Below are 16,320 nucleotides of genomic sequence, written 5' to 3' on the forward strand. Positions count from 1 at the left end.
TGGTAGTTCTACTTTGTATCGGTCGTATTATCCCCATGGGACAGGCTGTAAACATACGCCGCCAGCAAGTGCACCTTGTCGTTGCCTTGCAGCAACTCCTGCGCCGGCATCTGACCCTGACGGCCATAACGAATGGTCTGCTGCAGTTGCGCAAAGCTCGAACCGTAGATGAATGCGCCCGGGTGCGTCAGATCGGGCGCGCCCATCGCTGGTGTGCCTTTACCGGCCGGGCCGTGGCAGGCCACGCAGTTGGCGGCGAAGAGTTTCGCGCCGTTGGCCACGTCGGCCTTGGTGCCTTCCGGCAGTTTGCGGCCATCGAGGTTGGTCACCACAAAGCCCGCCACGTCGGCTACGCCTTGTTCGCCAATGACCTCGGCCCAGGCCGGCATCACCGCGTGACGGCCTTTCATGATGGTTTCCTTGATGGTGGCCGGCTCGCCGCCCCAGCGCCAGTCGGCGTCGGTCAGGTTGGGAAAACCGTAGGCGCCCTTGGCGTCGGAGCCGTGGCACACCGAGCAGTTGGAGGCGAACAGGCGGCCACCCATCTTCAAGGCTTGCGGGTCTTTGGCGACTTCCTCAATCGGCATCGCGGCGAATTTGGCAAAGATCGGGCCGAACTTGGCGTCCGACTTGGCCATTTCCTTTTCCCATTCGTGTACGCCGGTCCAGCCGGTCTGGCCGTTGGCGAAGGGCGTTTGCTTGTCGTTGTCGAGGTAGTTGTAGCCCGGCAACAGGCCTTTCCAGTTACCAAGGCCGGGGTACAGCGCCAGGTAGCCAAGGGCGAAGATGATGGTGCCGACAAACAGCATGAACCACCATTTGGGCAGCGGGTTGTCGTACTCCTCGATGCCGTCGAACGAGTGGCCGACGGTCTCGTCCGTTTGCTCGGTGCGCTGGCCCTTGCGGGTCGACAGCAGCAGCCAGGTCAGGGCGAAGATGGTACCCAGACTGAGGACTGTGACGTACAGACTCCAGAACGTAGTCATTCTTTGTTACTCCTAGAAGCTTGCTCGACGTGCTTGATGGCCTCGGGATCATCTGCAAAGGGCAGCATGGTCGCGTCGTCAAACTCCGACTTGCGGCGCGGGCTGAACACCCACAGCGCCAGGCCGACAAAGGCCACCATCACCACAACGGTGCCCAGGCCACGAATCATCCCGATATCCATGAAGATCACCGTTTGCTTTTGATGATGGTGCCAAGGCCTTGCAGGTAGGCCACCAATGCGTCCATTTCGGTCTTGCCCTTCACGGCAGCGGCTGCACCGGCGATGTCTTCATCGGTGTAGGGCACGCCCAAGGTGCGCAAGACTTCGAGCTTCTTGGCGGTGTCCTTGCCGTCGAGCTTGTTTTCCACCAGGAACGGGTAAGCGGGCATTTTCGACTCAGGCACCACGTTGCGCGGGTTGTACAGGTGCGCGCGCTGCCAGTCATCGGAGTAGCGTCCGCCGACACGGGCCAGGTCCGGGCCGGTACGTTTGGAACCCCACAGGAACGGGTGGTCCCACACGCTTTCACCGGCCACCGAGTAGTGACCGTAGCGTTCGGTTTCGGCGCGGAACGGACGGATCATTTGCGAGTGGCAACCCACACAACCGTTGGCGATGTAGACGTCACGGCCCTCGACTTCAAGGGCGGTGCGCGGCTTCATGCCTTCGACCGGCTTGTTGGTCACGTCCTGGAAAAACAACGGAACGATCTGGGTCAGGCCGCCGATGCTCACGGCGATGACCATGAAGAAGGCCAGCAGGCCGATATTCTTCTCGACTACTTCATGCTTCATCAGTGAGCTCCCACAACGGCGATCTTGGCGGCGGCTTCGGCTTCTACCGGGTCGGAGGCACGCACGGTGCGCCAGACGTTGTAGGCCATCAGGAACATGCCGGAGGCAAAGAATGCACCGCCCAGGGCGCGCACGATGTAACCCGGATGGCTGGCTTGCAGCGCTTCGACGAAGGAGTAGGTGAGGGTGCCGTCATCGTTGATGGCGCGCCACATCAGGCCCTGGGTGATGCCGTTGACCCACATCGAGGCGATGTAGAGCACGGTGCCGATGGTGGCCAGCCAGAAGTGCGCGTTGATCAGCCCGACACTGTGCATCTGCACACGGCCGAACAGTTTGGGGATCATGTGGTACAGCGCGCCGATGGAGATCATCGCTACCCAGCCGAGGGCGCCGGCGTGTACGTGGCCGATGGTCCAGTCGGTGTAGTGGGACAGCGAGTTGACCGTCTTGATGGCCATCATCGGGCCTTCGAAGGTCGACATGCCGTAGAACGCCAGCGATACCACCAAAAAGCGCAGGATCGGGTCGGTGCGCAATTTATGCCATGCGCCTGACAGCGTCATCATGCCGTTGATCATGCCGCCCCAGCTGGGCGCCAGCAGGATGATCGACATGGCCATGCCCAACGACTGCGCCCAGTCCGGCAACGCGGTGTAGTGCAGGTGGTGGGGACCGGCCCAGATGTACAGGGTGATCAGTGCCCAGAAGTGCACGATGGACAGGCGATACGAGTAGATCGGGCGTTCGGCCTGCTTGGGCACGAAGTAGTACATCATCCCCAGGAAACCGGTGGTGAGGAAGAACCCTACGGCGTTGTGGCCGTACCACCATTGGATCATTGCGTCGGTTGCCCCGGCATAGGCCGAGTAGGACTTGAACCAGCTCACCGGCAAGGAGGCGTGGTTGACGATGTGCAGCATCGCCGTCACCAGGATGAAGGCACCGTAGAACCAGTTGCCCACATAGATGTGCTTGGTCTTGCGCTTGACGATGGTGCCAAAGAACACCACGGCATAGGTCACCCAGACGATGGCGAGCAAAATCGCGATCGGCCATTCCAGCTCGGCGTATTCCTTGGTGGTGGTGTAGCCCAGCGGCAGGGTGATGATGGCGCCGAGGATCACGGCTTGCCAGCCCCAGAAGGTGAAGGCGGCGAGGCCATCGGAGATCAGTCGCGTCTGGCAGGTGCGCTGCACGACATAGTAGGAAGTGGCAAATAACGCACAACCACCGAAGGCGAAAATCACCAGGTTGGTGTGCAGCGGGCGCAGGCGGCCGAAGGTCGTCCATGGCAAGCCGAAATTCAACTCCGGCCACACCAGTTGCGAGGCGATAAACACCCCGAGCCCCATGCCAAGGATCCCCCAGACCACCGTCATGATGGCGAACTGGCGGACGACCTTATAGTTATAAGCAGTCGGACTGATTGCTGTGCTCATTCTAAGGTTCCACGGTTTAGGTTTTTTTATAGGTAAAATCGGCCGCAAGTATGTAGAAAGCGAGGGTCCATTGCAACGCAATGACTGACCTGTATCAATGCGTTCCGAGCCAGATTCTGCGCCCTTTCCATGTTTTGCGTAGGGACAAAATCGGAAATGGAAAGCTGATCGAGTGGACAAGAAATTTTCGGGGTCGCAACGGGAGTCGTTGCGTGTGCCGGAATCGGTCCGCTGTGCAAGCAAGCGTAGACCCGAATGGCGGGGGGGGAAAGTTGGTGTTCAGAAGGGTGCGACACTTGGTCGCTTAAAAACAATGAGCTGCCGCCCCATCTTGGGGCGGCAGTCGGTGATTACTCGGCCTGGCTTTCTGGCGTTGCGCCATCAGCCGTATGGGACAAGCTGTACACATAGGCCGCCAGCAGGTGCACCTTGTCATTGCCTTGCAGTACCTCCTGGGCCGGCATCTGGCCCTGGCGACCGTGGCGGATGGTCTGCTGCAACTGCGCCAGGCTGGTGCCGTAGATGAAGCCGGCGGGTTCGGTCAGGTTCGGCGCGCCCATGGCTTCCATGCCGTGGCCTTGTGGGCCGTGGCACGCCACGCAGGTGGTATTGAACGCGGCTTGGCCGGCCACCAGGTCGGCCGTGTTGTCGGCCGGCAAGGGCAGCTTGGCCAAATCATGACGCACATAAGCGGCGACATTCTTTACGCCGTCCTCACCGAGGATTTCACCCCAGGCCGGCATCGCCGCATGGCGTCCGCTCATGATCGTGGCCTTGATCGCTTCAGCCGAGCCGCCCCAGCGCCAGAGGTTGTCCGCCAGGTTCGGGAAACCATACGCGCCCTTGGCGTCCGAACCGTGGCACACCGCGCAATTGGACGCGAACAGGCGCCCGCCCATCTTCAGCGCCTGCGGGTCTTTGGCCACTTCTTCCACCGGCATGGCCGAGAATTTGGCGAAGATCGGCCCGAACTTGGCATCAGCCTTGGCCATTTCCTTGTCCCATTCCTTGGTCTGGGTCCAGCCGTCTTCATAACCCGGCAACACGCCTTTCCAGTTGCCCAGGCCCGGGTAGAGGATCAGGTAGCCGACCGCAAACACCAGGGTGCCGGCGAATAGCATGAACCACCACTGGGGCAGCGGGTTGTCGTATTCCTCGATACCGTCGAAGGCGTGGCCCATGGTCTGGTCCACGCTGCCTTTGGTCTCGCCTTTGCGGGTGCCGACCAACAGCCAAGTCAGCCCGATCAGGCTGCCGAGGGTCAATACGCAGATCCATGTACTCCAAAAGGTAGTCATGGCTGGGTGCTCCTTGTTGCAGGCTCTTCTTGAGCGTCGGGTGGGGAGGGTTCATCGGCAAACGGCAGCAGGCGGGCCTGCTCGAAGTCCGCATTGCGCCGGTTGTTGAACACCCACAGCGACAGGCCGATAAAGGCGATGGCGACCACCAGCGTGCCAAGGCCGCGGATGGTGCCCGCATCGAATTCAAATCCCATGGCTCACCTCTTGCTCTTGATGGCAGTGCCGAGCACTTGCAGGTATGAAACCAGCGCGTCCATCTCGGTCTTGCCCTTGAGGCTGGCGACGGCGCCACTGATGTCGTCGTCGGTGTACGGCACGCCGAGGGTGCGCATCACTTTCAACTTGGTCTCGATGTGGCTGCTGTCGACCGGCGCGGTGACCAGCCACGGGTAGGCCGGCATTTTCGATTCCGGCACCACGTTGCGCGGGTTGTACAAGTGCGCGCGGTGCCAGTCGTCCGAGTAGCGTGCGCCGACGCGTGCCAGGTCCGGCCCGGTGCGCTTGGAGCCCCACAGGAACGGGTGGTCCCACACGCTTTCGCCCGCGACCGAGTAGTGACCGTAGCGTTCGGTTTCGGCGCGGAACGGGCGGATCATCTGCGAGTGGCACTGCACACAGCCTTCGCGAATGTAGATATCGCGGCCTTCCAGCTGCAGCGCGGTGTAGGGCTTCATGCCTTCCACTGGTTTGTTGGTGACGTCCTGGAAGAACAGCGGGACGATCTGGGTCAAGCCGCCGATGCTCACGGCAAGCACCATGAGCAGCATCAACAGGCCGACGTTTTTTTCAATCGTTTCGTGTTTCATCATCGACTCCTCAGGCCAGCTGCGCAGTGGCAGTGGCTTCGACGGGTTGCGCCGAACGCACGGTGCGCCAGGTGTTGTAAGCCATCAGCAACATGCCGCTGAGGAAGATCGCACCGCCCACCAGCCGCACGATGAAGCCAGGGTGGCTGGCCACCAGGGTTTCGACGAAGGAGTAGGTCAAGGTGCCGTCTTCGTTGACTGCACGCCACATCAGGCCCTGGGCGATGCCGTTGACCCACATCGAGGCGATGTAGAGCACGGTGCCGATGGTGGCCAGCCAGAAGTGCGCGTTGATCAGACCGAGGCTGTACATCTGCTCGCGGCCGAAGACTTTCGGGATCATGTGGTACAGCGCGCCGATGGAAATCATCGCGACCCAACCGAGGGCGCCGGCGTGTACGTGGCCGATGGTCCAGTCGGTGTAGTGGGAGAGGGCGTTGACGGTCTTGATGGCCATCATCGGCCCTTCGAAGGTCGACATGCCGTAGAAGGCCAGGGACACCACCAGGAAGCGCAAAATCGGATCGCTGCGCAATTTATGCCAGGCGCCCGAGAGGGTCATCATGCCGTTGATCATCCCGCCCCAGCTCGGTGCCAGCAGGACCAGCGACATCACCATGCCCAGCGACTGTGCCCAGTCCGGAAGCGCGGTGTAGTGCAAGTGGTGGGGACCTGCCCAGATGTAGAGGGTGATCAGCGCCCAGAAGTGCACGATGGACAAACGATAGGAATACACCGGACGCTCGGCCTGCTTGGGCACGAAGTAATACATCATCCCCAGAAAGCCTGCGGTGAGGAAAAAGCCTACCGCGTTGTGCCCGTACCACCACTGCACCATCGCATCCGTCGCACCGCCGTAGGCCGAATAGGACTTGGTCCAGCTGACTGGCAAGGACGCGTGGTTAACGATATGCAGAATGGCCACGGTGATGATGAACGCACCGAAGAACCAGTTGCCGACATAGATGTGCTTGGTTTTGCGCTTCATCACGGTGCCGAAGAACACCACACCGTAGGCAACCCAGACGACGGCGATAAGAATGGCGATCGGCCATTCCAGCTCGGCGTACTCCTTGGAGGTGGTGTAGCCCAGTGGCAGGCTGATAGCGGCCAGTACAATCACAAGCTGCCAGCCCCAGAAGCAGAACGCGGCAATTTTCGGCGCGAACAGTTGGGTTTGACAGGTGCGTTGCACCGAGTAAAACGAGCTGGCGAACAGTGCGCAGCCACCAAAGGCAAAGATCACCGCGTTGGTGTGCAGCGGGCGCAAACGGCCGAAGCTGGTCCAGGGCAAATCGAAATTGAGCGCAGGCCATACCAATTGGGCGGCGAGAAAAACCCCGAGCCCCATGCCGACGATGCCCCACACCACCGTCATAATGGCGAATTGGCGGACCACCTTGTAGTTATAGGCGGTACTTAAAGTAGTGTTCATGGTTCCCCATCCACGGTTCAACCCAAGCAAATGCGGCACTTGGGCTGGAGTTATAGGCAGACTAAAAAGCGAGGCAAGCATGGGCAAAGAGCACAAGGCCAGTATTGACGGGGATCAATGGGCGCAGTGTGTGCGCGAGCGCGGCTGGTTGTGGGATGCAGCGACCGTGGCTGGCGCACGTATACCTGTGACGCTGATCCTGGCCCACGGCGCTGGCGCCCCGATGGACTCAACTTTCATGAACGACATGGCTGCACGCCTTGCCGGGCATGGCGTGAACGTGTTGCGCTTCGAGTTCCCGTACATGGCTCAACGCCGCGTCGACGGCGGTAAACGCCCGCCGAACCCGGCGCCGAAACTGCTCGAATGCTGGCGTGAGGTGTACGCCGAGGTGCGACGTCATGTCGCTGGGAAATTGGCGGTTGGCGGCAAGTCCATGGGCGGGCGCATGGCCAGCTTGCTGGCGGATGAACTGGGTGCGGATGGGTTGGTGTGCCTGGGCTATCCGTTTTATGCGGTGGGCAAACCGCAGAAGCCTCGAGTCGAGCATCTGGCCGGGCTGAAGACGCCGACGTTGATTGTGCAGGGCGAGCGTGATGCGCTGGGCAATCGGGCGGCGGTGGAAGGGTATGACTTATCGCCGAGTATCGAGGTGATGTGGTTGGTGGCGGGGGATCATGATTTGAAGCCGTTGAAGGCTTCGGGGTTTAGTCATGAGCAGCATTTGGAGGCGGCGGCGGTGAAGGTTTCAAACTTTCTTGCTAGCCTTTAGGGCCTCATCGCAGGCAAGCCAGCTCCCACATTTGGAATGCATTCCAAGTGTGGGAGCTGGCTTGCCTGCGATAGCGATTTACCGGTTAAAGCGCTCTACCAGCGAATACTGGGTATTGGCCGTATGCGTCAGCTCTTCACTCAACTGCGCCGAGTTCATGGCCTGTTCCGAGGTCTGATCCGCCAACAGCGCAATCGTGCTGATGTTACGGCTGATCTCTTCGGCCACTGCGCTCTGTTCTTCGGTCGCGGCTGCAATCTGCGTGGTCATGTCGGTGATATTGGCCACCGCCTCACTGATGCCCACCAGCGCCTGATCCGCCTCCATTACCCGCGCCACACCTTCTTCGGCCTGGCGATGCCCGGCGTCCATGGTCTGCACGGCTGCCGCTGCGGTGTGTTGCAGCTTGGCGATCAGCGTATGGATCTGACCGGTGGACTCCGCCGTGCGCTGCGCCAGCTGGCGAACTTCGTCAGCCACCACCGCGAAACCTCGGCCCATCTCACCGGCACGCGCCGCTTCGATGGCGGCGTTCAGTGCCAGCAGGTTGGTCTGGTCGGCAATGCCTTTGATCACATCGACCACGCCGCCGATTTCGTCGCTGTCCTTGGCCAGTTGAGTGACGGTTGCACCCGTCTCGCCCACGGCCACCGACAGACGCTGGATCGCTTCGCGGGTTTCCCCGGCGATGTCGCGGCCGCGACCGGTCAGGCGGTTGGCTTCCTGGGTAGCATCCGCCGTGCGCTGTACATGGCTGGCGACTTCTTGGGTGGTCGCGGCCATCTGGTTGACCGCCGTGGCCACCTGTTCGGTTTCTACACGCTGGCGTTCCAGGCCGCTGGAGCTGTTATGCGCCAAGGTGTTGGACTGCGCCGCTTGGTCGTTCAGGTGTTCAGCCGTGTCCTGCAAACGTGTCAGACAGGTCTTCAGACGCGCTTCCTGGCTGAGAATCGACATCTCCAGCCGCGCCTGCGCGCCACGGCTGTCGGTGTACATCTGCGCGATCAGCGGGTCAGACGTGGTCTGCTCAGCCAAACGCAGCAAGCGCTTGAGGCCGCGCTGCTGCCAGCTCAGCCCCAACAGACCCAGTGGCACCGACAAACCCGCCGCCAGGGCAAAACCCCAGTGGGAATTAAGCGATGCACCGATCATGAAGCTCAGTTGGCTGACCAGGATAAACGGCAGCCAGTCCTGCAACACCGGCAGCCACTTGTCGCGCTGCGGTACGGCCGACTTGCCCTGGTTGATGCGCTGATAGAGCGCTTCGGCCCGGCGGATCTGCTCGGCGGTGGGCTTGATGCGCACCGATTCGTAACCGATCACCTGGTTGCCATCGAAGACCGGCGTCACATAGGCGTTAACCCAGTAGTGGTCGCCGGTCTTGCAGCGGTTCTTGACGATGCCCATCCATGGCAAGCCTTGTTTGAGCGTGGACCACATGTGCGCGAACACCGCAGGCGGTACATCCGGGTGACGCACCAGGTTGTGCGGTGCTCGGACCAGTTCGTCGCGGGTGAACCCACTGATTTCGACAAAAGCGTCGTTGCAGTAGGTAATCACGCCTTTGGCGTCTGTGGTGGAGATCAACCGTTGCTGAGCGGGGAAGGTACGTTCGCGCTGGGTAACGGGTTGGTTATTACGCATGGTTGTTCAATCCGCAAGGCTTTCAGGGGTTATCGGCGCTTACGGGCTTTTATTTAACTTATTTTTGCAATAATCAGCCGGCCAGCATCGGGTAGGTAAACAGCCCAAAGTGAAGCAGGTTCAGCCCGAAGTGCGTGGCGATTGCAGCGCCCAACCCACCAAAGCGATACGCCAGGCCGTAGCCAACCCCGGCGATGCTGGCCAGCAATACCCAATGCCAACCTGCGCCCAGGTGTACCAAACCAAACAACAGCGAGGCCAGCAGCAGTGCCACATTCTCACCGTAGGGCAGGTGTTTGAAGCGCTCGCTCAGGCCGCCCTGGATGTAGCCACGAAACAGCGCCTCTTCAACCAGGGTCACCAGCAGCAGGTTGTTCAATACCCACAGCCACGCCTGTTCCGGCCATTTCGGTGCCCAACTGATCATCCCCAGCAAGGCTGCGCCACCCAGCGCTGCCACGGCCGTCAGGGTCAACGCCAGCGCCGTGACGCAGATCGATAGGCGCAAGGACCTGCGTGCCACGATCCAGGGGCAGGCCAGCAGCAGCCAGAAGCCGATCAACGGTTTGTCCTGGTTGAGGTACATCGAGAAGGGCACCGAATCAGGCGTAAAGCGTTGAGGTGCGATGCCACGGCCGTTGTAGAACCCTGGCAACCAATGCATCGCCAGGCCCAGCGCCAGCACGATAAACAAGCCGTGCCCGAGGTAACGCGCCCACGGGTTGCGTTGCTGGCGAACGGCGTAACCCGCGATCAGCAGCAAGACCACGGAGACCGCCGCCAGCATGCCCAATTGCCCGTAGGTCAAGGCCAGTACATAGCCAATGGAAAGAAGCACCAGGTACAGCCAGGGCAGAGCAATCATGTGAAATCCTTGAAAAAAACTGGCCGGCATTATAACGACCGGTTTTCGTTGCAGGCATGAAAACTCTTCCACGCAAAACGCTGGGGTGAAGTGATTGCAAAACCGGTTGGCGGCTGGTTATAGTTCGTCGGTCCCAATCCTTTCAAAAAGATCAGCACATGCCAGCTTCCCAGCGCATAGCGGTAGTCGATTCAGCGGTCAACGCTGTGGTCGTGCCGTGTGGGAACAAGCAGCCTGCGCAGATCAGTCACTATCCCCCACCTGTCAGTAGCACGCCGGTGTACGCAGTCGTATCACCGCCGGGTGTTGGCATTACGGGCTGATCAGCGAAACGCTGTTCCCGTCTGCCCGCCTGAAAAAAACCTATTGGATCTCAGCGTCAGCTGAATCGGCTTTTTTTGCCTGATAACAGGTGGTAACCATGTCTGTTTTATCGAAACAATCCGTGGCCGCGGCGGCCTCGACGAGCCTGTTTGTCCTGCTGTGGAGCAGCGGGGCGATTTTCTCCAAGTGGGGCCTGGCCCATGCTTCGCCCTTTGCCTTCTTGCTAATCCGTTTTGCCATCGCCCTGGCGGGCCTGGTGATCCTGGTGCCAATCCTCAAGCTGAAACTGCCGCGCACCGGCAAACCCATGCTGTACGCGGCGGCGACCGGCCTGGTGTTGTTGGGCGCGTATCAGATTTTCTATCTGCTGGCCCTGGACCTCAAAGTCACACCAGGGATGATGGCCACCATCATGGGGTTGCAGCCGATCCTCACCGTGGTGCTGATGGAGCGTCAGCGCTCGTTAAGCCGGTTGTTCGGCCTTGGGCTGGGGTTGGCGGGGTTGATCATGGTGGTCTATCAGGGCATCGGGCTGTCGGGTATGTCCCTGGCCGGGATGCTGTTCGGCTTGCTGGCGCTGGCCAGCATGACGCTGGGTTCGATCATGCAAAAACGTATCACCGACAACCCGCTGGGCACGCTGCCGGTGCAGTACGTGGCCGGGCTGCTGCTGTGCGCGGTGTTTGTGCCATTCCAGCCGTTCCACTTTGAGCAAAGCGCCAGCTTTTACCTGCCGGTGCTGTGGATGGGGTTGGTGGTGTCGTTGCTGGCGACGTTGCTGCTGTATCGACTGATCGCGCGTGGCAATCTGGTGAATGTCACCAGCCTGTTTTACCTGGTGCCGGCGGTAACGGCGGTGATGGATTACCTGATCTTTGGCAATCGGCTTGCGCTGTTGAGCGTGCTGGGGATGGGGTTGATCATTGTCGGCTTGGTGTTTGTGTTTCGTCGGCACTGAGTCCGGCGCTGATCTATGCGTCGGCGCTGGCGGGGCTCGCCAAGACGAGCCCCGCCAGCGTGCGCCTCATGCTCGGCTGAGGGCCGTGGCCAGGGTCTGCGCCATGGCTTTCACGTATTCGCGCAGTTCCGGGACGGCGGTGGCCTCCCAGTCACGCGCCTGCAGAAAGGGGCCGACGTAATACAGCCAGTCTGACGGTACTGCGTTGCAATCAAGCAGTGCGCCCGAGGGTGCGATAGCCATGCCGGTTCCGAGTGCGTCAGGCACCAGCAGGCCTTCAGAGCGCAGGGACTTGAGCAGCGGGTCGTCCAATTGGCGCAGGTCCAGTGCTGGCGTCGTGCAATTGATCACCGCTTTGACTTCCAGCTGTTCCTCGATGCGGGTGCCGCGACGACGTACGCAAACGCTCACGCTGCCAGGATTCGAGGTGTAGCCAACGATGCGGCCGGCCATAAGCTTGAGTTTGCCACTGGCCAGCTCCGCCTGCATGCGTGCCCCCGGTTGCGGGGCGCAACGATGGCGATGGGCATCCCAGTAAGGGCGTACATGTCGCAGGAAACGCAGGCGTTCATCAAGTGGTAAGGCGTGCCACAGTTGCTGGGTGGCAGATCTCAACCCGCCGATGATATCTCGCCAGTCTCCGCCGGCTTGCGCATGCTGGCGAATGGCATCACGTACCGCGCGTACATAGTGGCGCACCGTGCAATCGCTGAGCATGTGCTGTGCCAGCCCTTCGTCGTAGTCGGGGTGCGCGTTCAATTCGCGGTGCGGTTGTGGCAGCAGGCCGCGGCGCGACACGGCTTGAATAGAGCCGGTATGCCCGCGGTCGCGCAGGTCGAGTACCACGTCCAGCATTGTCAGCCCGCTTCCGATCAGAAAGACCGGGTCGTTTGTACCGATACCATCGAGTGCGCCAGGTTGCCATGGGTCGTGTACGTAGCCTGGGCTTTCGTAGAACGGTCGATATTCGTCGGCAATGGGAGGCGCCTGGCGTGCGCAACTGCCAATGCTCAAAACGATGGTGTCGGCGCGAAAATGTTCGCCGTTATCCATTAACAGCAGGCCGCCCTGAGCATTTGGCTGAGGGATTATCTTGACCACTTCCCCAATAACCTCCTGCACTTCACAGCCTGGCGCCGTGTTGTCGGATGCCTGTTGAAGCAGTGCCTGCAAGTAATCGCCGTAAAGGCGCCGCTCGGCAAAGAGTGCGGGAGTGGCGTTGGGGTGGGTGCGTTTTACATAGTCATAAAAACTATCGTCTTCACCAGCCAGGGCATTCATTCGGCCAGCCGGTACATTCAGCACATGTGCGCGGGCCTGTGTGCTGTAGGCCACGCCCCGAGCCATGCTGCCTGGCCGGCTGATCAGCAGGATTTTCAGCGGTGTGACCGGCGGGTGGCGGAGCAAATGCACGGCCAGCGTCGAACCGCAGAAGCCTGCGCCGATAATCGCGAGGGTCTTGGTAGTCATTCCAGCTCCAGTTTCAACGCTGCTTATATTTCATTTGACAAAGTAGTTTCGTTGCTCTTTTTGGATGAGAGCCGGTAAGTGTGTCGTGGCGTCGACCGAAAGGTTGTTAAGAGCGCGATATTGAAGTGGTTCGGGTTCGTCATCCAGTACATAACTGCCCCTATTCAACGTGCGTTGATATAGATCAGTATGTTCTCATTGTTGAGTTGTCGACGCATCATAACTGAATATGAACTATACCTTTCGCGGTAATGACCGCGCAGTGAGTTGGGCGGTGCGTGGAGTGCTGCGCGCAGAACGGTGCGTGGTCGTTCGTCTGGCTAGTTGAATGCGTTGGAACTTGGGCTTGCCGCTGTTGTCCCCGGCCGGCATCAAGCCGGCGACCACCAAGGTAAAAATGCAAGTGGCACGCTGGAGGTGCAAGGCCCCAGCGTAGAGCGTTTTGACCGGTTCACCATGCTTGACCGTCGGTCACAAGTAAGATTGCTCTTACAGGCCAATACTGTAATAATTCCGACCTTATTGCGGCCTATATCCTACCTCCCTGCAGGATATGTAGTACATCTGAAAGGGATATTGTGTCTATTTTCACATCGCGTAGCCTTTCCAATGCTCTGCCCAACGATGTTTGCCTTGCAAACGTTGCGGTTTTGATGTGCTCGTACAATGGCGAAGCGTTCCTTGCGGACCAGCTCGACTCCATTGAGCGGCAGAGCTACCGTGGCTGGACCTTAGTCATTTCGGATGACGGCTCCAAAGATGGCTCGTCGGCGATCTTTCAGCAGTACTGCAATCGCTGGGGCAGCGACCGGTTAAGCGTGGTGCGCGGCCCGCAAAAGGGCTTCGTTGCCAACTTCCTTTCGTTGACGTGTCGCGCCGATATCCAGGCAGATTATTTTGCCTGGTGTGATCAGGACGACATCTGGAACGACGAGAAACTGCAGGTGGCCGTTGAGTGGCTGCAGAGCCAGCCTTCGGATGTGCCGGCGCTTTACTGTGGCCGCACGCAGCTGGTCAGTGACTCCGGTGATGCACTTGGGTTTTCACCGCGCTTTTCCTTGCCTCCGCACTTCTCGAACGCGCTCGTTCAGAGCATTGCGGGCGGCAATACCATGGTGTTCAACCAGGCCGCTCGCAGGCTGATCATGGAGGCGGGCGCGGATGTCGTCGTTCCTTCGCATGATTGGTGGGCGTATCAACTCGTTACGGGCGCGGGAGGCATCGTTCACTACGATCCCGAGCCTAGAATGCAGTACCGCCAGCATGATGAAAATCTGATTGGCAGCAACTCCAGCTGGGCAGCGCGCCTGGTTCGGCTGCGGATGATCTTTCAAGGACGTTTTTACGAGTGGAACGAACAGAATATTCGCGCCCTCGAAGCCATGGAGCATCGTCTTTGTGAAGAACATCGAACGACGCTTGCGCGCTTTAAAGGTGCACGCAGTCAAACGTTATTTAGACGAGTGCTGGGGTTCTGGTCCGCCGGTTTATATCGGCAGACGTTCATGGGGAACCTCGGGCTAATTTTTGCAACACTACTGAAAAAGATCTGACTCAATGACTATCTTAGTAACCGGCGGTGCTGGCTTTATCGGTGCAAACTTTGTATTGGACTGGGTAGCTCAGACAGATGAGCCGGTCATTAACCTGGATAAGCTGACGTACGCCGGCAACCTGGAGAACCTCAGCTCGCTCGAGGGCGACAAGCGCCATGTGTTCGTCCAAGGCGATATCGCCGATACCCAACTGGTCCAGCGCTTGCTCGCTGAGCACCAGCCACGTGCGATCCTGAACTTCGCTGCCGAGTCGCACGTCGACCGTTCTATCCATGGCCCGGAAGACTTTATCGAGACTAACGTCGTCGGTACTTTCCGTCTGCTGGAAGCGGTACGTGCCTACTGGAAAGGCCTGGAAGGCGAAGCGCAGCAGTCCTTCCGTTTCCTGCACGTGTCGACTGACGAAGTCTATGGCTCCCTGGCCAAGGACGACCCCGCGTTTACTGAAACTCACCAGTACGAGCCAAACAGCCCTTACTCGGCGAGCAAGGCCGCGAGCGATCACCTGGTCCGCGCCTATCACCATACCTATGGTCTGCCGGTGCTGACGACCAACTGCTCGAACAACTATGGTCCTTACCATTTCCCGGAAAAACTGATTCCGCTGATGATTGTCAACGCATTGGCCGGCAAAGCGCTGCCGGTGTACGGCGACGGTCAGCAAATTCGTGACTGGCTGTACGTGAAAGACCACTGCAGCGCCATCCGTCGTGTACTGGAAGCCGGCACTGTAGGTGAGGTTTACAACGTCGGTGGCTGGAACGAGAAGCCGAACCTGGATATCGTCCACACCGTGTGTGCGTTGCTCGACGAGCTGCGCCCTCAAGCGGACGGCAAGCCTTACAGCGACCAGATCGCTTACGTGACTGATCGCCCAGGCCATGACCGCCGCTATGCCATCGACGCGCGCAAACTGGAGCGTGAGTTGGGCTGGAAGCCGGCTGAAACCTTCGAAACCGGTATCCGCAAGACCGTCGAGTGGTACTTGGACAACCAGGATTGGGTCAGCAATATCCAATCCGGCTCGTACCGCGAGTGGGTTGAAAAGAACTACGCCGAGCGTACGGCATGAAGATCCTTCTGCTTGGCAAAAATGGCCAAGTGGGATGGGAACTCCAACGCAGCTTGGCCCCTTTGGGCCAAGTGCTTGCGCTCGACTCCAAAAGCCAGGACTACTGCGGCGACCTCAACGACCTGCAAGGTTTGGCCGCGACGGTGCAGCGCTTTGCGCCTGACGTGATCGTCAACGCCGCTGCCTACACCGCCGTCGACAAGGCCGAAAGCGAGCCCGCCCAGGCCCTGCGTGTAAACGCAGAAGCCCCGGCAGTGCTGGCCGCCGAGGCGCTCAAGCTCAATGCGTTGCTGGTGCACTATTCCACCGACTACGTGTTTGCCGGCACCGGCGACACGCCGTGGCTGGAAAGCGACCCGGTCGGCCCGCTGAGCGTCTACGGTTCGACCAAGCTGCAAGGCGAACAGGCCATCCAGGCCAGCGGTTGCGCGCATCTGATCTTGCGTACCAGCTGGGTCTACGCCGCGCGCGGTAACAACTTCGCCAAGACCATGCTGCGCCTGGCCAGCGAGCGCGACAGCCTGAACGTGATCGACGACCAGTTTGGCACGCCCACCGGCGCCGACCTGCTGGCCGACATCACCGCCCACGCTATCCGCACGCTCGCTGTGAACCCGCAACTGAGCGGGGTTTATCACCTGGCAGCAGCGGGCGAGACCACCTGGCACCGTTATGCCCGCTTCGTGCTCGAACAAGCGCAAGCAGCCGGCGTGCAGCTCAAGGTCGAACCGGCAAACGTAGGCGCGATCACCACCGCCGCGTACCCCACGCCCGCCAAGCGCCCCGGCAACTCCCGACTCAACACTCAAAAACTGCAGAATGCCTTCTCACTGCGCTTGCCTCAATGGCAGGACGGCGTGGCACGGATGCTCGTAGAAATTCTAGAGAAATGA

General features: G+C 60.0%; 16 protein-coding genes. 5 read left to right on the forward strand and 11 right to left on the reverse strand.

Annotation, left to right across the window (positions count from 1 at the left end):
* Nucleotides 1–8 precede the first annotated feature (8 nt).
* From ccoP (FFI16_RS05085) to ccoN (FFI16_RS05120), 8 genes are all read right to left on the reverse strand, one after another.
* Nucleotides 9–986 carry a cytochrome-c oxidase, cbb3-type subunit III gene (gene ccoP / locus FFI16_RS05085; protein WP_138814387.1) on the reverse strand — a complete coding sequence of 326 codons (978 nt, stop codon included), beginning with the start codon at nucleotides 984–986 and terminating at the stop codon, nucleotides 9–11.
* On the reverse strand, nucleotides 983–1,168 hold the full coding sequence (locus FFI16_RS05090; protein WP_005790274.1) for a CcoQ/FixQ family Cbb3-type cytochrome c oxidase assembly chaperone: 186 nt from the start codon (nucleotides 1,166–1,168) through the stop codon (nucleotides 983–985). Before FFI16_RS05090 ends, ccoP (FFI16_RS05085) begins: the two co-directional genes overlap by 4 nt.
* Before the next feature lie 5 nt (nucleotides 1,169–1,173).
* Complete coding sequence (gene ccoO / locus FFI16_RS05095; protein ID WP_056861521.1) at nucleotides 1,174–1,782, reverse strand: cytochrome-c oxidase, cbb3-type subunit II; 609 nt, start codon at nucleotides 1,780–1,782, stop codon at nucleotides 1,174–1,176.
* Nucleotides 1,782–3,224 carry a cytochrome-c oxidase, cbb3-type subunit I gene (gene ccoN, locus FFI16_RS05100; RefSeq protein ID WP_138814388.1) on the reverse strand — a complete coding sequence of 481 codons (1,443 nt, stop codon included), beginning with the start codon at nucleotides 3,222–3,224 and terminating at the stop codon, nucleotides 1,782–1,784. Before ccoN (FFI16_RS05100) ends, ccoO (FFI16_RS05095) begins: the two co-directional genes overlap by 1 nt.
* Nucleotides 3,225–3,574: 350 nt before the next feature.
* The gene (ccoP, locus tag FFI16_RS05105; protein WP_138814389.1) at nucleotides 3,575–4,522 is read right to left on the reverse strand and encodes a cytochrome-c oxidase, cbb3-type subunit III; all 948 of its coding nucleotides are present in this window, start codon (nucleotides 4,520–4,522) and stop codon (nucleotides 3,575–3,577) included.
* Nucleotides 4,519–4,719, reverse strand: coding sequence for a cbb3-type cytochrome c oxidase subunit 3 (locus FFI16_RS05110; RefSeq protein ID WP_138814390.1), 201 nt, complete (start codon nucleotides 4,717–4,719; stop codon nucleotides 4,519–4,521). Before FFI16_RS05110 ends, ccoP (FFI16_RS05105) begins: the two co-directional genes overlap by 4 nt.
* A gap of 3 nt (nucleotides 4,720–4,722) precedes the next feature.
* Nucleotides 4,723–5,331, reverse strand: a complete 609-nt coding sequence (gene ccoO / locus FFI16_RS05115) for a cytochrome-c oxidase, cbb3-type subunit II (protein ID WP_138814391.1) — start codon at nucleotides 5,329–5,331, stop codon at nucleotides 4,723–4,725.
* Nucleotides 5,332–5,341: 10 nt separating this feature from the next.
* Entirely contained in the window at nucleotides 5,342–6,766 is a 1,425-nt protein-coding gene (gene ccoN / locus FFI16_RS05120; RefSeq protein ID WP_138814392.1) for a cytochrome-c oxidase, cbb3-type subunit I, read from the reverse strand.
* 79 nt (nucleotides 6,767–6,845) lie between these two features.
* Here ccoN (FFI16_RS05120) and FFI16_RS05125 point away from each other — a divergent pair, with 79 nt between their 5' ends.
* Nucleotides 6,846–7,538, forward strand: a complete 693-nt coding sequence (locus FFI16_RS05125) for an alpha/beta family hydrolase (RefSeq protein ID WP_138814393.1) — start codon at nucleotides 6,846–6,848, stop codon at nucleotides 7,536–7,538.
* A gap of 78 nt (nucleotides 7,539–7,616) precedes the next feature.
* Here the strand turns inward: FFI16_RS05125 and FFI16_RS05130 are convergent, their stop codons facing one another.
* Together FFI16_RS05130 and FFI16_RS05135 are read right to left on the reverse strand one after the other, a co-directional pair.
* Nucleotides 7,617–9,182, reverse strand: coding sequence for a PAS domain-containing methyl-accepting chemotaxis protein (locus FFI16_RS05130; RefSeq protein ID WP_138814394.1), 1,566 nt, complete (start codon nucleotides 9,180–9,182; stop codon nucleotides 7,617–7,619).
* A gap of 73 nt (nucleotides 9,183–9,255) precedes the next feature.
* Nucleotides 9,256–10,047: a CPBP family intramembrane glutamic endopeptidase gene (locus FFI16_RS05135; RefSeq protein WP_138814395.1), complete on the reverse strand. Its 792-nt coding sequence runs from the start codon at nucleotides 10,045–10,047 to the stop codon at nucleotides 9,256–9,258.
* A gap of 421 nt (nucleotides 10,048–10,468) precedes the next feature.
* On the opposite strand from FFI16_RS05135, the gene FFI16_RS05140 reads away from it, so the two are divergent.
* Complete coding sequence (locus FFI16_RS05140; RefSeq protein WP_138814396.1) at nucleotides 10,469–11,329, forward strand: DMT family transporter; 861 nt, start codon at nucleotides 10,469–10,471, stop codon at nucleotides 11,327–11,329.
* Nucleotides 11,330–11,395: 66 nt separating this feature from the next.
* On the opposite strand, the gene FFI16_RS05145 is transcribed toward FFI16_RS05140, so the two are convergent.
* Nucleotides 11,396–12,799, reverse strand: coding sequence for an FAD/NAD(P)-binding protein (locus tag FFI16_RS05145; RefSeq protein ID WP_138814397.1), 1,404 nt, complete (start codon nucleotides 12,797–12,799; stop codon nucleotides 11,396–11,398).
* 578 nt (nucleotides 12,800–13,377) lie between these two features.
* On the opposite strand from FFI16_RS05145, the gene FFI16_RS05150 reads away from it, so the two are divergent.
* The 3 genes from FFI16_RS05150 to rfbD are packed head-to-tail and all read left to right on the forward strand — an operon-like array spanning nucleotide 13,378 to nucleotide 16,320.
* A complete protein-coding gene (locus FFI16_RS05150) occupies nucleotides 13,378–14,352 on the forward strand; it encodes a glycosyltransferase family 2 protein (RefSeq protein WP_138814398.1) in 975 nt (324 codons plus the stop codon).
* A 4-nt stretch (nucleotides 14,353–14,356) separates the two neighbouring features.
* Nucleotides 14,357–15,427, forward strand: coding sequence for a dTDP-glucose 4,6-dehydratase (gene rfbB, locus FFI16_RS05155; RefSeq protein ID WP_138814399.1), 1,071 nt, complete (start codon nucleotides 14,357–14,359; stop codon nucleotides 15,425–15,427).
* Entirely contained in the window at nucleotides 15,424–16,320 is an 897-nt protein-coding gene (rfbD, locus tag FFI16_RS05160) for a dTDP-4-dehydrorhamnose reductase (protein WP_138814400.1), read from the forward strand. Before rfbB ends, rfbD begins: the two co-directional genes overlap by 4 nt.

Origin of the sequence: Pseudomonas sp. KBS0710 (genome assembly GCF_005938045.2) — a bacterium.
Taxonomy (GTDB): Bacteria; Pseudomonadota; Gammaproteobacteria; order Pseudomonadales; family Pseudomonadaceae; genus Aquipseudomonas.

Bases quoted from the DNA above. Each gene is read 5' to 3' on its own strand.
- rfbB (WP_138814399.1), top strand. From the start codon at position 14,357: ATGACTATCTTAGTAACCGGCGGTGCTGGCTTTATCGGTGCAAACTTT.
- ccoP (WP_138814389.1), bottom strand. From the start codon at position 4,522: ATGACTACCTTTTGGAGTACATGGATCTGCGTATTGACCCTCGGCAGC.
- ccoN (WP_138814388.1), bottom strand. From the start codon at position 3,224: ATGAGCACAGCAATCAGTCCGACTGCTTATAACTATAAGGTCGTCCGC.
- FFI16_RS05145 (WP_138814397.1), bottom strand. From the start codon at position 12,799: ATGACTACCAAGACCCTCGCGATTATCGGCGCAGGCTTCTGCGGTTCG.
- ccoN (WP_138814392.1), bottom strand. From the start codon at position 6,766: ATGAACACTACTTTAAGTACCGCCTATAACTACAAGGTGGTCCGCCAA.
- FFI16_RS05140 (WP_138814396.1), top strand. From the start codon at position 10,469: ATGTCTGTTTTATCGAAACAATCCGTGGCCGCGGCGGCCTCGACGAGC.
- FFI16_RS05090 (WP_005790274.1), bottom strand. From the start codon at position 1,168: ATGGATATCGGGATGATTCGTGGCCTGGGCACCGTTGTGGTGATGGTG.
- ccoO (WP_056861521.1), bottom strand. From the start codon at position 1,782: ATGAAGCATGAAGTAGTCGAGAAGAATATCGGCCTGCTGGCCTTCTTC.
- rfbD (WP_138814400.1), top strand. From the start codon at position 15,424: ATGAAGATCCTTCTGCTTGGCAAAAATGGCCAAGTGGGATGGGAACTC.
- ccoO (WP_138814391.1), bottom strand. From the start codon at position 5,331: ATGAAACACGAAACGATTGAAAAAAACGTCGGCCTGTTGATGCTGCTC.
- FFI16_RS05135 (WP_138814395.1), bottom strand. From the start codon at position 10,047: ATGATTGCTCTGCCCTGGCTGTACCTGGTGCTTCTTTCCATTGGCTAT.
- FFI16_RS05125 (WP_138814393.1), top strand. From the start codon at position 6,846: ATGGGCAAAGAGCACAAGGCCAGTATTGACGGGGATCAATGGGCGCAG.
- FFI16_RS05110 (WP_138814390.1), bottom strand. From the start codon at position 4,719: ATGGGATTTGAATTCGATGCGGGCACCATCCGCGGCCTTGGCACGCTG.
- FFI16_RS05130 (WP_138814394.1), bottom strand. From the start codon at position 9,182: ATGCGTAATAACCAACCCGTTACCCAGCGCGAACGTACCTTCCCCGCT.
- ccoP (WP_138814387.1), bottom strand. From the start codon at position 986: ATGACTACGTTCTGGAGTCTGTACGTCACAGTCCTCAGTCTGGGTACC.